We start from the raw sequence: 16,230 nt of genomic DNA on the forward strand, positions 1-16,230 counted from the left end.
ATTGTTGGGGCTTGATGGCCCTACTGCCGCGGTGCCCGCCGCCTCTTCGTCGATTGCGTCGGCACGTCGGCCGGCTCGGCCTTGAGCGCGCCGATCTTGCGCAAGGCGGCATCCGCGGCGCGCTCGCCGCTTTCCCAGGCGCCGTCGACGGTGCCCCAGAGCGTCTCGTGCGTCGCTTCGCCGGCGAGGAACATGTTGCCAATCGGCTCGCCCAGGGTTTTTCGCGATAGCTGGCCGCCGGGCGCGGATGCCGACATTGCGCCCAACACGTAGGGCGCCGCATTCCAGCGTGTGGCACTGGTTTTCTGCACGGCTGACGCGGCCTCGCTGCCGAACAGTTTTGTGATCCACTCCTTCGCGAAGGCGGCCATGGCCTTCTCGCCCTGCTCGGAGAGATCGCGGCCGAAGGAGCCGCCGACATCGATCGAGCACAACGAGGAGCCGCCGATATTGGCGAACATGAGCGCCGTGCGCGTCGAATTGCTCTGCTCGATGAGGATATCGTCGCGCGACAATCCAAGCGGATTGCCCGGCAGTTGCAGCACGATGCGATCGTAGCTGCCCAGGGTGAGCTTCGAGGCCGCGTCCAAGGTGCGCTTGGGGATGTCGGGTGCGAACTTGATCGCGCCCGACGTCAGCACATTGGTCGAAACCGTGAGGATGGCGGCGCGTGCGGCGATCTTGCCGGCTTGCGTCTCCACACCGACGTCGCGGTTGCTCCAGACGATCCGGCTCGCCGGCGTCGACAGCACCACCGGCACCTGCTCGCCGAGCTTGGCGATCAGAGTGCCGAGGCCCTGGCGGCAGGCAATCGCCGCATTGCGCTCCTGCGCGCGTCCCTTGTCGATCGCGGACAGTTCCTTCAGGTCCTTGCCGGCGAAGCTCGGGCCCAGCATGAACTCGGCCGCGCCCGCCCAGTCGCCGAGATCCTTCGGCAGCACGGACGCGCAGGAGGTATCCAGCTTGCCGCGCGCGGCCTCGTCGATGGCCCGGTTGGCGCGCACCAGCGCCGCCAGGAACTGCTCGGTCTCGCCCGCGCGCGCGTTGCGGCGGCCGATGCGCATCTTCTGGCCCGATGGCGCCGGCAGCGCGTCCAGCCCGACACTGCGCGCCAGCCGGATCATCGGATTGGTGTCGGGATTGTACATCCAGCGCGCGCCGCGGTCGAACGGCGTATCGAAGGTCGTGCGATCGGTGATGCAGCGGCCGCCAATTTGCGTTGCCGCTTCCACTACGATGACCTTGCGGCCGGTCGCCATGATGCGCCGCGCCGCGGCGATTCCGGCAGCTCCCGCCCCGATCACGACGATGTCGGCCTCGCGCGGCAGGGGCGCGGCGGATGCGCGCAGGACCGGCATCGCCGCAAGGGCCGCCGACGCCGAAAGGAAGCCGCGGCGCGTGATTGTCATGTCATGGTTTCCGGGGACTTGCGGCGTATGGGAACAGCCGGCGAACCTTGCTGCATCTGATGTTGCACGGCAACCATCATGGTGAATCAATCGTGCTTGATCTCACAGAGTGATGAACCGAATTGCAACACGTTTCGACCATGATAGAGAAGGGAAAAAGACGGCCGGAAAAGGCCGTGGGGGGAGTTTGACATGGGGACGGTCCTGGATTCGGTCGGCAAGCTGATTGCCGCGTACCTCTCGAAGGAGGTGCCGGGCTACGAGCCGTTCACGCCGAGCGACCCGGAGCATCTGCGCGGCGTCATCGAGCCCGGCGACGTGCTGCTGGTCGAGGGCAACAACCGCATCTCCGGCATCATCAAATATCTGACGCAGTCGACCTGGTCGCATGCGGCGCTCTATGTCGGCCCGGTCGCGGGTGCGGAGGAGCCTGACGGCGAGCCGCATGTGCTGATCGAGGCCAATATCGGCGAAGGCGTCACCTCGGCGCCGCTGTCGAAATATTTCCCCTACCACACGCGCCTCTGCCGCCCGGTCGGACTGTCCTATGAAGACCGCACCACGGTCTGTCGCTACGCCATCAATCGCATCGGCTTCGGCTACGACACCAAGAACATCGTCGACTTGATGCGTTATCTGTTCCCGATGCCGATACCACAGCGCTGGCGCCGGCGCATGATCGCAATCGGCTCCGGCGACCCGACCAAGATCATCTGCTCGGCGCTGATCGCGCAGGCCTTCGATGCCGTGCGCTATCCGATCCTGCCGAAGATCACCAAGGCCGGCAGCCGTGCCGCGCGCCGCGAGATCCTGCACATCCGCGATTCCTCGCTCTACATGCCCCGCGACTTCGACATCTCGCCCTATTTCGAAGTCGTCAAACCCACCATCGTGCACGGGTTCGACTACACAGCCCTGCACTGGGCCGACAAGCAGAAGCCGCTCGAGGAGGTAGCAGGCTCATTCAGTGTGTTTCCAGAAACGGTCCTGGCGCCGCCGCTCATTCCTGAGGCGATTGACGAAGAGGCGCCGGCTGAGATTCCGGCTGAAGAAGTGAGCGCGCAGGCCGCGGCGATGGCTGACGGCGTTCCCGTCTTCGCGCATGTCCAGTTTCTGAAGAAGTTTGCAATGTACCGCCCGAGGCAGCGGCGTGCGAGAGAGATTGCGGCGTAACCGCTGTCGTCCCTGCGAACGCAGGGACCCATGCCGCGTGATCTATCGAGTCCGAACGGTAGAAGTACCGAACAACCAGCCTTCGTCAAACCCCTCCCTGGGATTATGGGTCCCTGCGTTCGCAGGGACGACAGCTGTGAGTGTGGCGCGACCTCTCCACACAGCAACAGTCATTGCGAGCGCAGCGATTCTGGATTGCTTCGTCGCTACGCTCCTCGCGATGACGAGAATTACCGCTCGGCCCGTCCGATCACCGCCATCAGCTCCGCGATCTTCTCGCGCTGGTCGGCCTTGTCGCCGCTCGCAATAGCGTGCTCGACGCAATGGGCGACGTGGTCCTTCAGGACCTCCTCCTCGACCCGGCGCAGTGCCGCACGCACGGCCGAGATCTGCGTCACGATGTCGATGCAGTAGCGGTCTTCCTCTACCATTTTCGAGAGGCCGCGAACCTGGCCCTCGATCCGGCCGAGACGTTTTCCGACAGATGCCTTGATGTCCTTGCGCATGGGGTCTATATACCCCTACCGGGTATAGGTTGCAAGACCAGGGACAGGACCGGAGCATGACAATGAACAGCAGCGAGCATCGTCACGACGCGGAAACACATTCCGGCTGCGGCTGTTCCACGAAAGCTGTACCGCCGGCGGCGAAGCCCGCGACATCCTCATGCTGCGGCGGCCACGGCGATCATTCCGGCCACGACCATGCTGATTCCGCGACCAAGGTGAAGGACCCCGTCTGCGGCATGACGGTCGATCCCGCGACCTCGAAGCACCACTTCACACATCACGGCGAGACCTTCCATTTCTGCTCGGCCGGCTGCCGCACCAAGTTCGCCGCCGATCCCGCCAAATATCTTGCCAAGGAGAAGGCGCCCGAGCCCGAGATGCCCGCGGGCACCATCTACACCTGTCCGATGCATCCGGAGATCCGCCAGGTCGGCCCGGGCAGCTGCCCGATCTGCGGCATGGCGCTGGAGCCCGAGGTCGCAAGCCTGGAGACCGGACCCAACCCTGAACTCGCCGACATGACACGTCGGTTCTGGATCGGCGGCGTGCTGTCGCTGCCGCCGGTAGTGCTGGAGATGGGCGGCCATCTCGCAGGCCCCCACAGCTGGATCGATCCGACGCTGTCGAACTGGATCCAGCTCGTCTTCGCAACGCCCGTGGTGCTGTGGGCGGGCTGGCCGTTCTTCGTTCGCGGCTGGCAGTCGCTGCTGACGCGCAACCTCAACATGTTCACGCTGATCGCGATGGGCACCGGGGTGGCCTATGTCTACAGCGTCCTCGGCACCGTCACGCCGCAGATTTTCCCCGCCACCTTCCGCGGCCATGAAGGCGCGGTCGCGGTCTATTTCGAGGCGGCTGCCGTCATCACCGTGCTGGTGCTGCTCGGCCAGGTGCTGGAACTGCGCGCCCGCGACGCGACCTCGGGTGCGATCAAGGCGCTGCTCCAGCTTGCGCCGAAGACGGCGCGCCGCGTCGACGCTGACGGCGGCGAGCACGAGGTCGAGATCGACACGCTTCATGCCGGCGACCACTTGCGCGTTCGTCCCGGCGAGAAGGTGCCGGTTGACGGCATCATTCTGGAGGGGCGCTCCTCGCTCGACGAATCCCTGGTCACCGGCGAATCCATGCCGGTGACCAAGGAGACCGGCGCGAAGGTCATTGCCGGCACGCTGAACCAGTCGGGCAGTTTCGTGATGCGCGCGGACAAGGTCGGGCGCGAGACGCTGCTGTCGCAGATCGTGCAGATGGTCGCGGACGCGCAGCGCTCGCGCGCGCCGATCCAGCGCCTGGCCGACCAGGTCGCCGGCTGGTTCGTCCCAATGGTGATCGTCGTCGCCCTCGCGGCCTTCGGCGCCTGGGCCTGGTTCGGACCGGAGCCGCGGCTGGCCTTCGGCCTCGTTGCAGCCGTCAGCGTGCTGATCATCGCCTGCCCCTGCGCGCTTGGACTTGCGACACCGATGTCAATCATGGTCGGCGTCGGCCGCGGCGCGCAGGGAGGCGTGCTGATCAAGAACGCCGAGGCGCTGGAGCGGATGGAGAAGATCGACACGCTGGTGGTCGACAAGACCGGCACGCTGACCGAGGGCAAGCCCAAGGTGGTCGCGATCGTGCCGACGGCCGGCTTTGCGGACGACGACATCCTTCGGCTCGCGGCCAGCGTCGAGCGCGCCAGCGAGCATCCCCTGGCTGACGCCATCTTGCGCGCAGCCAGGGAGAAGCAGCTCACGCTTGACCAGGTCGAGCAATTCGATTCGCCGACGGGCAAGGGCGCAACCGGCAAGGTCGACGGCAGGACCATCGTGCTCGGCAATGCAAAATACCTGACGTCGATCGGCATCGAGACCAGGACGCTCGACACCGAGGCCGAACGGCTGCGTGGCGACGGCGCGACCGTGATCAACATGGCCGTCGACGGCCGGCTGGCCGGCCTGTTCGCGATCGCCGATCCGGTCAAGGCCTCGACCCCGGAGGCGCTGAAGGCGCTCGCGGCCGAAGGCATCAGGGTCATCATGCTGACCGGCGACAACCGCACGACGGCAGAGGCCGTGGCCCGCCGGCTCGGCATCGCCGAGGTCGAGGCCGAGGTGCTGCCGGACCAGAAGAGCGCGGTGGTCACCAAGCTGCAGAAGGCCGGCCGCAGCGTCGCGATGGCCGGCGACGGCGTCAACGACGCGCCGGCGCTGGCGGCGGCCGAGGTCGGCATCGCGATGGGCACCGGCACCGACGTGGCGATGGAGAGCGCCGGCGTCACCCTGCTCAAGGGCGACCTCGTCGGCATCGTGCGGGCGCGCAAACTGTCGCAGGCGACGATGAGCAACATCCGCCAGAACCTGTTCTTCGCTTTCATCTACAACGCCGCCGGCATTCCGATCGCGGCCGGGGTGCTCTACCCCGCCTTTGGCGTGCTGCTGTCGCCGATCATCGCCGCAGCGGCGATGGCGCTGTCCTCGGTGAGCGTGGTCGGCAATGCGCTGCGCCTGCGCACGACGCGGCTGTGAGCTACCGGCACACTCCCTCGCCTCCCTTCGGAGGAAAGGCTACATAAGCCCGGTAGCCCGATGGAGAGGACCCGATGCAGCGGATAACGATCACGATCGAGGACGATCTCCTGGCGGAGATCGACGCCGCGGCGGAGGCGCGCGGTTATCAGAACCGCTCCGAGATCATCCGCGATCTCGCCCGCGCCGGCCTGCAACAGAGCACCGAGGGCACGGCACAGACCGGCCAATGCGTGGCCGGTCTCGTCTATGTCTACGACCACGCCGCGCGCGATCTCTCAAAGCGCCTGGTGCAGGAATTCCACGGCCATCACGACCTCGCGCTGGCGACGCTGCACGTCCATCTCGACGACGACAATTGCATGGAGATGACGGCGCTGCGCGGCAACGCCTCCGAAGTCAGGCACTTCGCCGACCACATCATCGCCGAACGCGGCGTGCGCTACGGCCGCGTGGTGATGATCCCGACGGGCGATGGCAAGCCGGCGAAGGCGCGCAAGCACGGGCACAGGCATGAGTGAGATCAGGCTGCACGGGCAGTGCGGACCCCTCTCCCCTTGTGGGAGAGGGTGACTCGCCGCGGAGCGGCGAGAAGGGTGAAGGGTCTCTCTCCGCGAGTCCAACCCTCATTTGCGATTGCGGAGGCAACCCCTCATCCGGCGCTTCGCGCCACCTTCTCCCACAAGGGGAGAAGGGAAGCCGCCCACCCGCCCTTGCCGAAGCCGCATTCGGTCTCTACCTCTCGCGAAGTGTTGACCTCAGAGGATCTCCCATGCTGGATGCCGCCATCAAGGCGCTGTCGCAAATGCTCTCGCCGCCGATGCGCTCGATCCTGTGGCGATCGGTCGGCTTGGCGCTGGTGCTGATCACCGTGCTGGCGATCGGCCTGCAGCGGCTCCTCAGCTGGTTTGCGACCAATGGCGAGGTCTGGCTGGAAGGCCTGCTCGGACCGGGCTGGCATTCATCGATCGAAGTCCTGTCCTGGATCGTCTCGATTGCGGCGGGCCTCGGCGTCGTGTTCGGCGGCATCTTCCTGATGCCCGCGATCACCTCGCTGGTGGCGAGCCTGTTCGTCGACGACGTCGCCGACATCGTCGAGCGCGAGCATTATCCGGCTGAGCGGCCCGGCGTGGCGCTGCCGTTCAGCCGGGCGATCCTCGAGGGCATCAAGACCGCCCTCTTGACGATCCTGGTCTATCTCGCCGCGTTGCCGCTGGTGCTGTTCGCCGGCGCGGGATTCCTGATCTTCTTCATCGCCGCGGCCTGGCTGCTTGGCCGCGAATATTTCGAGCTCGCGGCGATGCGCTTCCGCCCGCCGGAGGAAGCCAAGGCGATGCGGCGTGACAACGCCGCCACGATCTTCACGGCCGGGCTCTTCATCGCCGCCTTCGTCTCGATCCCGATCGTCAATCTGGCGACGCCGATCTTCGCCATGGCCTTCATGCTCCACATGCACAAGCGCCTGTCGGGCCCGCGGCCCGAGCTGATCGAGCCGGCGCGGCAGGTGCGGTGATTATGCTCTCCCGCCTGCGCTTGCGGGAGAGGTGACCACCCGCCTCGCGCGAGCGAACGAACCAACCACCACGCCGTTCAGGCGGCCCGCACACCACACTTTCGCAGCAGCATCCTGGCGAAGCCGAACGGCGCCGGCGTGAAGGGACCCGTCGGCGCGCGCGTGACCAGCGCGACGACTGCCAGCGCGGCTATCGCGAGCCAGAAGCAGAGCCAGAAGCCGTCGATATAGGCGAGCACATTGGCCTCGCGCTGCACGATGCCCGCGAGCGTGCCGACCGCGCGCGGCTGTGCCGATCCTGTGCCATGGGCGGCGAAGTGATCGGCGAGCTGCTTCAGCCTCTGCACCACGTCGGCATCGCCGACCGCAAGGTTCTGGCCGAGATAGAAGGAATGGACCTGCTCGCGCACGCGCAGCCAGGTGCCCATCAGCGCCACGCCGATCTCGGCGCCGCCGAGCCGCATGACCTGGATATAGGCGGCAAAGGAGGTGGCGCGGCTCGGGTCGGCGTTGGAGAGCAGCGTGATGATCAGCGGCAGCAGGGTCAGCGACTGCCCAATCGCCTGGAGCAGCACGATGCCGGCGAAGTCCTCGCGCGCCCAGTCGTGGCTGAGTTGCGTGCCCCAGAGATTGGCCGCGGCGAAGCAGGCAAAGCCCACGACGATCACCGTCCGCGTATCGAAATGCCGCAGCAGCCAGATCGAGACCGGCACCAGCACGAACATCGGCAAGGCACCAAAGGTGAGCAGCAGCATGCCGCTCTGCTCCGGCCTGAGCAGTGCGATGGTGGCGAGGAAGTTCGGCACCAGCGACGCATTGGACAGGCTGGTCAGCGTGTAGAGCAGGATCAGGACCAGTCCCAGGCCGATGTTGCGCGAGAACAGCACGTTGACATGTGCCCAGGGCTGCCGCACCAGGGACTCGTTGAGGAGGAAGGCCAGAAACAGCACCGCGCCCGCGGCGAGCAGTGCCATCACCGTGCCGGAGCCGAGCCAGTCCAGCCGGTTGCCCTGGTCAAGCCCCGCATAGATCATCGACACCGAGGCGCCGAGCAGCAGCATGCCGCCCCAATCGGCCTCGCGCAGCAGCGCGCGGTTCACCGGCTCGTTCGGCGTGCCCAGATAGACCATCAGGCCCATCAAGGGCGCGATCACGACGCCCTGCCAGTACATCCATTGCCAGCCGAGATGGTCGACATAGAAGCCGACCAGCGAGGTCGAGGTGTCCAACGCGAAGCCGACGCGGATCGCATAGATCGAGATCGCCGGCAGCCACCAGCGGATCGGCAGATTGCGGAACACGATCATCAGCGTCGCCGGCACGAAGGTGCCGAGCAGGAGACCATGCACGACGCTGAGCGCGAGCAATGTCGGATAGTCGTGCACGAACGGAATGATGAACGAGACGGCGGCATAGATGAGGCTGGGGATGCCGAGCACGCGGCGCAGGCCGAACACCGTGGCAAGCCAGGCCACCGCAGGCGCGATGAAGATCTGCGAGCCGATGCCGGCGGTCGAGAGCCAGGCGCCCTCGTCGAAGCCGAGCGAGAACGCGCCGCGCAGGTCCGGCAGGCCGACCGTGGTCAGCCGGCTGTCGAAATTGGCAAGGAACGAGCCGAGCAGCACCGCCGCGACGGCGAACAGGGGCTGCGGCGCGACGCCGCCGCGCGAGAGCGGTTCGCGGCTGGCATCGTCATTTTCGGCCATTCGCGGCCTTCGTATCGATGCTGGTGACCACCGACATGCCCGGCACCAGCCGCGCCAGCAGCGGCTGGTCGTCATCGAACTGAATGCGCACGGGAATGCGCTGCACCACCTTCGTGAAATTGCCTGTTGCGTTGTCGGGCGGCAGCAGCGCCACCTGTGCACCCGTCGCCGGCGCAATGCGCTCGACCCGGCCGCGCAGCTTCTCGCGCGGAAAACTGTCGACGGTGATCTCGACCGGCTGGCCCGGCGCCACGTGCGTGAGCTGGGTCTCCTTGTAGTTCGCGATCACATAGACCTTGGGCAGCGGCACCACGTTGATGAGGTTGGTGCCGATATTGACGTAATCGCCGGGCTGCACCTGGCGCTCGCCGACAACGCCGTCGAACGGCGCGGTGATCTTCGTGTATCCAAGCTTGAGCTTCGTACCCGCCAGCGTCGCCTTGGCCGCCTCGACATCGGCGGCGCGCTGCTTCCTGGTGCCTTGCAGGACTTCGAGTTGGTGCTGCTGGGCCGCGATCACGGCGCGGCTCGCGCGCACGTCGGCCTGTGCCTTGGCGTAGGCGGCGACCGCCTGCTCGAGGCGCTGGCGCGTGCCGGACTCGGTCTGCGACAGCGATTGCTGGCGCTCCTGCTCCTGCCGCGCCTCGACCTCCATGGCCTCCGCAGACAGCCGCGCGGCCTGCGCCTGCGCGATCGTCGCATATTGCAGCTCGATCTGGTTGGCGAGATTGTCGAGCGCGGCTTGCGCCGCGGCGACCGCAGCTTCGGCCTGCGCGACTTGCGCCTCGTAATCGGCGGGATCGATCTGGATCAGGAGGTCGCCGGCCTTGACGCGCTGGAAATCGGTGACCCCCACGCTGAGCACCTCGCCCGAGACGCGGCTCGACAGCCGCGTCAGCTCGGCGCGTACATAGGCGTCATTGGTGGTCTGGATCACGGCATTGCCGACCCATTCGTCGAAGCGCAGCGTCGCCAGCGCGACGAAGGCGAGCGCGACGATGACCGCAAACAGCGGGATCGCGAGCCGGCTCCAGAGCGGCGTGGCCGGCCGCTGCGTCGGCTTCGGCGGTGGGGCCGGTGATGCGGGTGGTGCGTTCTGTTCTTGTTGACTCACGAGATCACCTCAACCCGGCGCTGCCAAAACACAAATCCCGCCTTATCATTAGATCACACCGTCTTCTCCGGCCACCGGCAGAGATCGTTGATCAGGCACACCTCGCAGCGCGGCTTGCGCGCAAGGCAGGTATAGCGCCCGTGCAGGATCAACCAATGATGGGCATGCAGCATGAACTCTGCCGGGATGACCTTTTCGAGACCGAGCTCGACCTCGAGAGGCGTCTTGCCGGGCGCAAGTCCGGTGCGGTTACCGACGCGGAAGACATGCGTGTCGACTGCCATGGTGTGCTCGCCGAAGGCCATGTTGAGCACGACGTTCGCAGTCTTGCGCCCGGCGCCGGGCAGCGATTCGATCTCGGCACGCGTGCGCGGCACCTGGCCGCCGAATTCGCTGAGCAGCTTCGCCGACAGCGCGATCACGTTCTTCGCCTTGGTGCGGTAGAGGCCGATGGTCTTGATGTAATCGCGCAGACGCTCCTCGCCGAGATCGAGCATCTTCTGCGGGGTGTCGGCGACCTCGAACAAGGCGCGCGTCGCCTTGTTGACGCCGGCGTCGGTCGCCTGCGCCGACAGCACCACCGCGACCAGCAGCGTGAACGGATTGACGTGCTCGAGCTCGCCCTTCGGCTCCGGATTGGCCTTGCGGAAACGGCTGAAGACCTCATGGACCTCGGCCGGCGTCCAGGGCTTCATGGCTTTGAGCGATTTCTTCGCGGGCGCCTTCGGTTTGGTCGCGACCGGCTTTGCCTTTTTCTTCGGCACCGCCGCTTTGCGCGGAGCCGGCTTGCGGGTGATTTTCGCCATGATCAGGATATACTGATGGACGATGAGCACAGGCAACGAAATTGAGCGCGCACGATCTGAAAGCGAGGATGAGCCTCAGATTTTCTCCGCGCTGCTGACGCCGCACCGCTCGCTGAACCGCACCGGCTTCCTCGCCGTGATGCTGTTCCTGAGCGTCGTCAGCTTCGTCACCGGCCTCGCCTTCCTGATGATGGGCGCCTGGCCGGTGTTCGGCTTTTTCGGTCTCGACGTGCTGGTGATCTGGTGGGCCTTCAAGGTCAATTTCCGCGCGGCGCGGGCCAGCGAGGAGATCGTGGTGACACCGTCGGAACTGCGCGTGCGTCGCGTCAGCCATCGTGGCCAGGTTGCCGAATGGACCTTCAACCCGCTCTGGGTCCGGCTCGACCAGGAGGTCGACGAGGAATACGGCATCGAGCACCTCTATCTGATCTCGCGCGGCCGCCGGCTGCTCATCGCCGGGTTTCTCGGGCCTGAGGAAAAAGCAAGCTTTTACAATGCGTTGGTTGGAGCCCTGAACGCCGCCCGGCGTGGCCCGACCTATAATCCGGTGACCTGAGCACAGTCGGAAATCGGGTGGTTTCGAGCCACTCCTTCTCCTACATTTCCGGCCATGATGACCCTCGCGATACATGACCAGCGCCTGGCCAAGCCGGGCACCCAGAACGCGGCGTTGCGCGACTATGATTCGGTGCGCCGGGCGATCGCCTTCATCTCGGCGAACTGGCGCGCGCAGCCGACCATCGAGGCAATGGCGGATGCCGCCGGCGTCACGCCGGACGAGCTGCACCATCTGTTCCGCCGCTGGGCTTCGATCACACCGAAGGCCTTCATGCAGGCGCTCACTCTCGACCACGCCAAGAACCTGCTCAGGGATTCCGCCAGCATCCTCGACGCGGCGCTCGACTCCGGCCTGTCGGGCCCGGGCCGGCTGCACGATCTCTTCGTCACCCACGAAGCGATGTCGCCGGGCGAATGGAAGAACGGCGGTGCCGGTCTCACCCTGCGCTACGGCTTCCATTCCTCGCCATTCGGCACCGCGATCGTGATCGCCACCGATCGCGGCCTGTCAGGACTTGCCTTCGCCGATCACGGCGAGGAGAAGATCGCACTCGCCGACATGACGCGGCGCTGGCCGAACGCCACCTATGTGGAAGATCACGAAGGCACCGCGCCGCTCGCAGCGCGCGTGTTCGACCCCAAGCTGTGGCGACCGGACCAGCCGCTGCGCGTGGTCCTGATCGGCACCGATTTCGAGGTACGGGTGTGGGAGACGCTGTTGAAAATTCCGATGGGACGCGCGGTGTCCTATTCCGACATCGCCTGCAACATCAAGAGTCCGAAGGCCTCGCGCGCCGTCGGTGCTGCCGTCGGCAAGAACCCGGTCTCCTTTGTCGTGCCCTGCCACCGTGCACTCGGCAAGAGCGGCACGCTCACCGGCTATCATTGGGGCATCACGCGGAAACAAGCGATGCTGGGCTGGGAAGCCGGGCAGCTGGGGATGCAGTAGGCAAGACTTCGCAGGGTGGGCAAAGTGAAGCGTGCCCACCATTCTCACTGATTGCGGAAGAAAGGTGGGCACGGCGCTATGCGCCTTTGCCCACCCCACGAGACCTTCGTCAGCCCGCCAGGTCCAGCTTCGAGGCCACCGTCGAATCCGCATTGAGCCGGTAGATGATCGGCACGCCGGTGGCGAGCTCGCGCTTCAAAATGCCCTCGGGCGAGAGCTTCTCCAGCACCATGATCAGCGCGCGCAGCGAGTTGCCGTGGGCGGCAACCAGGGTGCGCTTGCCGTTGAGCACGGCGGGCAGGATCTCCTGCACGTAATAGGGCAGCGCGCGAGCGAGCGTGTCCTTCAGGCTTTCGCCGCCGGGCGGCGGCACGTCGTAGGAGCGGCGCCAGATCAGCACCTGCTCCTCGCCCCATTTCTTGCGCGCATCGTCCTTGTTGAGACCGGAGAGATCGCCGTAATCGCGCTCGTTCAACGCGAGGTTCTTCGAGGTCGGCAGACCGGTCTGACCGAGCTCGGCGAGGATGAGATCCAGCGTGTGCTGCGCGCGCGTCAGGACCGAGGTGAAGGCGACGTCGAACACCAGACCCTGTGCCTTCAGCTTGCGGCCGGCTTCCCTGGCTTCGTTCACACCGAGCTCGGTGAGATCGGGGTCCTTCCAGCCCGTGAACAGGTTCTTCAGATTCCATTCGCTCTGGCCGTGGCGCACGAGCACGAGAAGACGTTCGCTCATTGACTGCTTTCCGTTTGCTCAATCAGAAATCGGCGAGGCCGAGCACGTCGGCCATCGAGTAATGCCCCGGCTTCTTGCCGTGCGCCCATAGCGCCGCCTTCAGCGCGCCATGGGCGAACAGCATGCGGTCCTCGGCCTGATGCGACAGCGTCAGCCGCTCGAACGGGCCGAGGAAGGTGACGCTGTGGTCGCCGGCGACGGTCCCGCCGCGCAGGGAGGCGAAACCGATATTGCCCGGCTTGCGCGCGCCGGTGATGCCGTCGCGCCCGCGCTCGGAATGGTCGTCGAGGGTGACGCCGCGGCCGCCGGCTGCGGCCTGGCCCAGCATCAGCGCCGTGCCCGAGGGCGCGTCGACCTTCATGCGGTGATGGGTTTCGACGATCTCGATGTCGAAGCTCTGGTCGAGCGCCTTGGCCACGCGCTTGACCACGGCGGCGAGCAGGTTGACGCCGAGGCTCATATTGCCCGACTGCACCACGACGGCGCGATTGGTGACGCTCTTGATCACGGCATTGTCTGAGGCCGACAGCCCGGTCGTGCCGATGACGTGGACGATGCCGCGCTCGGCGGCGATCGCGACATTGGCGATGGTCGCGGCAGGCACGGTGAAATCGAGGATGCCGTCGGCCTCCTTGCACATCGCCCAGAGATCGGCGGACAGCTTGATGCCGTTGGCCGGCAGGCCGGCGAGCACGCCGGCATCCTTGCCGAGCAGCTCCGAGCCCGGCGCCTCCAGCGCGCCCGCCAGCACCGCGCCATCGCTTTCGGCAATCGCCCGCACCAGCGCCCGGCCCATCCGGCCGCCGGCTCCTGCAACAATCAAGCGCATGTCGGACATGGTGTGTTCCTTTCCATGGCCCTATACCGGTCGCCGGCGGTTTGGGCAACCGATGGAACTGTCGGGATGCGCGGACGAGGAGGTCTTAACAGCGGATGGGCAATCGCGGGCTCTCCGCAGAGCAATGGAAAAACGTCCTAGATCAATGCGATTGAAGCGGGAGTTCCCAGAACTCTCTCAGCACGACTTGGCCAGCGTGCTCAACAGTATATTCCGCTTGGTAGGTGCCCGGATCCCAGCCATTGGCAGGGCGCTTTCGACCCGTGAATAGAAAAGCCTGAGCCTTATTGTGCTCGACGGGCGCAGCGTTGTTTTCGGCAATTACCTTGCCAGAGGGACTGCTGACGACAAGCCGCTGAAGGTCGCCCGATTTCAAACCGATGATCCGGACAAAAGCGACAATTGCCGACGAGGTCGCCGAAGGCAATTCCGCGTCCACTCCTCCATCTTCGATGGATTCCATCGTCACCGGGGCAGTCGCAAAACCCGTGTTCAGAACGGCCCGTTCCTGATAGCGGAGCGGCGCCTGTAGTGCGGGATCCCAGAGCATCTCTCCTGCGCCGCAGGAATCCGAGCCGTAGGCGAAGGGATCTATGATCGAACCGTTGTGTCGGACCGTGAAGTGGAGGTGAGGATACTCGGTCAAACCCGATAGGCCTACTCGGCCGAGCGGCTGCCCTCGTGTTACGGAGTCGCCGAGCTTCACCCGAAGGCTGCCCGTTGCCAAATGACAATATTGCGTTTCCCAATGGTCTTCGTGTTCGACTAAGACTCCATTGCCACATTCGACATCACGAACAGCATCACGCGCGGCTTTCTGAAACGCACCGTCCGGCAGATTTTCACGAGTTCGAACGACGCGTCCCTTGGCGGCCGCGAGAACGTCGACGCCAACCCGTTGCGCCTGCAGCGAGGGGAGCCGAAAGTCAGTTCCGTTGTGTCCATCGTATGTCAGCGTGCCACACTTGTAGTCCCTTGCTGCCGGGGACGGGTCCCGATCCGTATAGTTCTGAATGTAGCACGTCCTGCCGGGCTCGCAGGCGATCGGAATCCCCAATTGGATGCGCTCGGCAAGGGCATTTCCGGGGCCTGCGAGCACAAGAGCCACAATCACGGGCGAAATAGGGGAAGAGATTGCTGCGAGCGGACGAGTTGGTGTCATCTTGAACGCCCAGAACATCGATCTTGAAGCCGTCGATCAAGCCCTTCCAATATTGCACCTATTCGCTCAACCGAGAGGCGGACGCAAGGCGGCAGACCGACTTCTCGCGCAGGCTCGAGCCGAACGGCGATTGCGTGAGATGATGAAGCACGAAGAACTCGGATTGCCGGTTGATACCCAATTTGAGCATTATGCGCTTGGTGTAGGTTCTCACTGTCGCTTCGGTTAGCCGGAGCTCAGCACCGACCTTTCGCGGACACTTGCCTTGAAGGATCCGAGTGACAATCCGCTCTTCCGCGAAATTCAAGCCGAAAGCCGCGGCAATACGGCGCGCTCCCGATACCTCGTCGAATTGCGGCACGATGACAAGCGCTTTTCGGGGATCAAAAGGCGGCGGCGCAGCTCCGATTCTGGCAAAGGCAAACCGCTCGCGCTCGGTTGAAAGAGCCACGGTTGTATCCAGCCACTCCCGATCGGGGCGTGAACTCAGGGATTCGCGTATCGCCTCCCTCAAAGCGGCCGTCACCGAACTGTTATGCCCGGCCAACTTGTCTCCATTCACCTTGAGGAGTTCGCCCTTGGCCATCAGCGATTGCGCGCTGCCGTTGATCTCGTGAACGCGAAGCCCTTCGTCAACGATGAGGGCAGGAAATGCCAAGACTCCAAGCCAGGCCGCCGCATCTTGTTGGCGTTGCTGCGATCGCGCCAGATCGTGCGCAGTCTCCCAGATCGCACGCACCGCGCGCACCAGGCATGGAACCTCAGCCCGGGTGAGTCCCGCTTGACGCCATCCCGCGACAAAGACGACGGTTACGCCGTCGCAAGCGGCGAACCTCCCTATCACAGAATGACCTTTCAAATCCGGCTCGGGTCCGATCAGCTTTCGCACGAAAGTCGTACGCAGATGGACGGGTTCGAGCAGCGTACAACCTGTACTAGCGCCCTTGCGAGCAATTCGCGCTACCATGGCCGCACACGAATGATCGATGGTCGCTTGCCCGATCCGCGCCTGTAGCAGTTGCTGACCGGAAGCTCGATGCGTCGCCGCTGCAACATAGCAGCTGCGGCATTCGAGGAGCTTTGCAATCCCCCGACCAAAATACTCCATCGTAAGGTGGCCGACGCTCTGGTCGGCAGGCTTCGCAAATTGCTCGACCAGACCCTCGGCATCGATCGTCGAGCGTGTGCTGTCGGTGCGGTAGAAACTAACTTTGTTCTGCCAGTGGGGCAGTACCTTGCCATCCTCGTGCAAGCACTCCTCC

15 protein-coding genes are annotated in these 16,230 nt (G+C 65.1%); 6 read left to right on the forward strand and 9 right to left on the reverse strand.

The features are described 5' to 3' along the window. Positions 1-20: 20 nt before the first annotated feature. Positions 21-1,409 (reverse strand): NAD(P)/FAD-dependent oxidoreductase, encoded by a 1,389-nt coding sequence (locus tag XH96_RS00690; RefSeq protein ID WP_194390626.1) that lies wholly within the window; start codon positions 1,407-1,409, stop codon positions 21-23. Between the two features lie 192 nt (positions 1,410-1,601). On the opposite strand from XH96_RS00690, the gene XH96_RS00695 reads away from it, so the two are divergent. Beyond that, positions 1,602-2,582 (forward strand): YiiX/YebB-like N1pC/P60 family cysteine hydrolase, encoded by a 981-nt coding sequence (locus XH96_RS00695; RefSeq protein WP_194390627.1) that lies wholly within the window; start codon positions 1,602-1,604, stop codon positions 2,580-2,582. A 230-nt stretch (positions 2,583-2,812) separates the two neighbouring features. On the opposite strand, the gene XH96_RS00700 is transcribed toward XH96_RS00695, so the two are convergent. Continuing rightward, the gene (locus XH96_RS00700; RefSeq protein WP_007598521.1) at positions 2,813-3,088 is read right to left on the reverse strand and encodes a metal-sensitive transcriptional regulator; all 276 of its coding nucleotides are present in this window, start codon (positions 3,086-3,088) and stop codon (positions 2,813-2,815) included. A gap of 62 nt (positions 3,089-3,150) precedes the next feature. Between XH96_RS00700 and XH96_RS00705 the strand changes: the two genes are divergently transcribed. The 3 genes from XH96_RS00705 to XH96_RS00715 all read left to right on the forward strand — a co-directional run bounded on the left by XH96_RS00705 (position 3,151) and on the right by XH96_RS00715 (position 7,102). Beyond that, positions 3,151-5,589 carry a heavy metal translocating P-type ATPase gene (locus tag XH96_RS00705; RefSeq protein ID WP_194393981.1) on the forward strand — a complete coding sequence of 813 codons (2,439 nt, stop codon included), beginning with the start codon at positions 3,151-3,153 and terminating at the stop codon, positions 5,587-5,589. Between the two features lie 74 nt (positions 5,590-5,663). After that, positions 5,664-6,110 (forward strand): nickel-responsive transcriptional regulator NikR, encoded by a 447-nt coding sequence (gene nikR, locus XH96_RS00710; RefSeq protein WP_194390628.1) that lies wholly within the window; start codon positions 5,664-5,666, stop codon positions 6,108-6,110. Between the two features lie 251 nt (positions 6,111-6,361). Further along, a complete protein-coding gene (locus XH96_RS00715; RefSeq protein WP_194390629.1) occupies positions 6,362-7,102 on the forward strand; it encodes a sulfate transporter family protein in 741 nt (246 codons plus the stop codon). A 77-nt stretch (positions 7,103-7,179) separates the two neighbouring features. On the opposite strand, the gene XH96_RS00720 is transcribed toward XH96_RS00715, so the two are convergent. From XH96_RS00720 to nth, 3 genes are read right to left on the reverse strand one after another with little or no spacing between them, the layout of a single operon-like run. Further along, positions 7,180-8,808 carry an MFS transporter gene (locus XH96_RS00720; RefSeq protein ID WP_194390630.1) on the reverse strand — a complete coding sequence of 543 codons (1,629 nt, stop codon included), beginning with the start codon at positions 8,806-8,808 and terminating at the stop codon, positions 7,180-7,182. Continuing rightward, a complete protein-coding gene (locus tag XH96_RS00725; protein ID WP_194390631.1) occupies positions 8,795-9,922 on the reverse strand; it encodes an HlyD family secretion protein in 1,128 nt (375 codons plus the stop codon). The genes XH96_RS00720 and XH96_RS00725 overlap by 14 nt, the downstream gene beginning before the upstream one ends. Positions 9,923-9,975: 53 nt before the next feature. Continuing rightward, positions 9,976-10,728 (reverse strand): endonuclease III, encoded by a 753-nt coding sequence (gene nth / locus XH96_RS00730; RefSeq protein ID WP_194390632.1) that lies wholly within the window; start codon positions 10,726-10,728, stop codon positions 9,976-9,978. A 22-nt stretch (positions 10,729-10,750) separates the two neighbouring features. Here nth and XH96_RS00735 point away from each other — a divergent pair, with 22 nt between their 5' ends. Together XH96_RS00735 and XH96_RS00740 are read left to right on the forward strand one after the other, a co-directional pair. Beyond that, positions 10,751-11,284 carry a DUF2244 domain-containing protein gene (locus tag XH96_RS00735; RefSeq protein WP_194390633.1) on the forward strand — a complete coding sequence of 178 codons (534 nt, stop codon included), beginning with the start codon at positions 10,751-10,753 and terminating at the stop codon, positions 11,282-11,284. A 54-nt stretch (positions 11,285-11,338) separates the two neighbouring features. Continuing rightward, positions 11,339-12,235 (forward strand): bifunctional helix-turn-helix domain-containing protein/methylated-DNA--[protein]-cysteine S-methyltransferase, encoded by an 897-nt coding sequence (locus tag XH96_RS00740; protein WP_194390634.1) that lies wholly within the window; start codon positions 11,339-11,341, stop codon positions 12,233-12,235. Between the two features lie 109 nt (positions 12,236-12,344). On the opposite strand, the gene XH96_RS00745 is transcribed toward XH96_RS00740, so the two are convergent. The 4 genes from XH96_RS00745 to XH96_RS00760 form a co-directional block, all read right to left on the reverse strand. Further along, positions 12,345-12,968, reverse strand: a complete 624-nt coding sequence (locus tag XH96_RS00745) for a 2,3-bisphosphoglycerate-dependent phosphoglycerate mutase (RefSeq protein WP_194390635.1) — start codon at positions 12,966-12,968, stop codon at positions 12,345-12,347. A gap of 22 nt (positions 12,969-12,990) precedes the next feature. Next, entirely contained in the window at positions 12,991-13,806 is an 816-nt protein-coding gene (gene dapB / locus XH96_RS00750) for a 4-hydroxy-tetrahydrodipicolinate reductase (protein ID WP_194390636.1), read from the reverse strand. Between the two features lie 142 nt (positions 13,807-13,948). Continuing rightward, positions 13,949-14,986: a M23 family metallopeptidase gene (locus XH96_RS00755; protein ID WP_246789901.1), complete on the reverse strand. Its 1,038-nt coding sequence runs from the start codon at positions 14,984-14,986 to the stop codon at positions 13,949-13,951. A 40-nt stretch (positions 14,987-15,026) separates the two neighbouring features. Further along, complete coding sequence (locus tag XH96_RS00760; RefSeq protein ID WP_194390637.1) at positions 15,027-16,220, reverse strand: helix-turn-helix transcriptional regulator; 1,194 nt, start codon at positions 16,218-16,220, stop codon at positions 15,027-15,029. Positions 16,221-16,230 lie beyond the last annotated feature (10 nt).

This window comes from Bradyrhizobium sp. CCBAU 51765 (assembly GCF_015291725.1).
Taxonomy (GTDB): domain Bacteria; phylum Pseudomonadota; class Alphaproteobacteria; order Rhizobiales; family Xanthobacteraceae; genus Bradyrhizobium; species Bradyrhizobium liaoningense.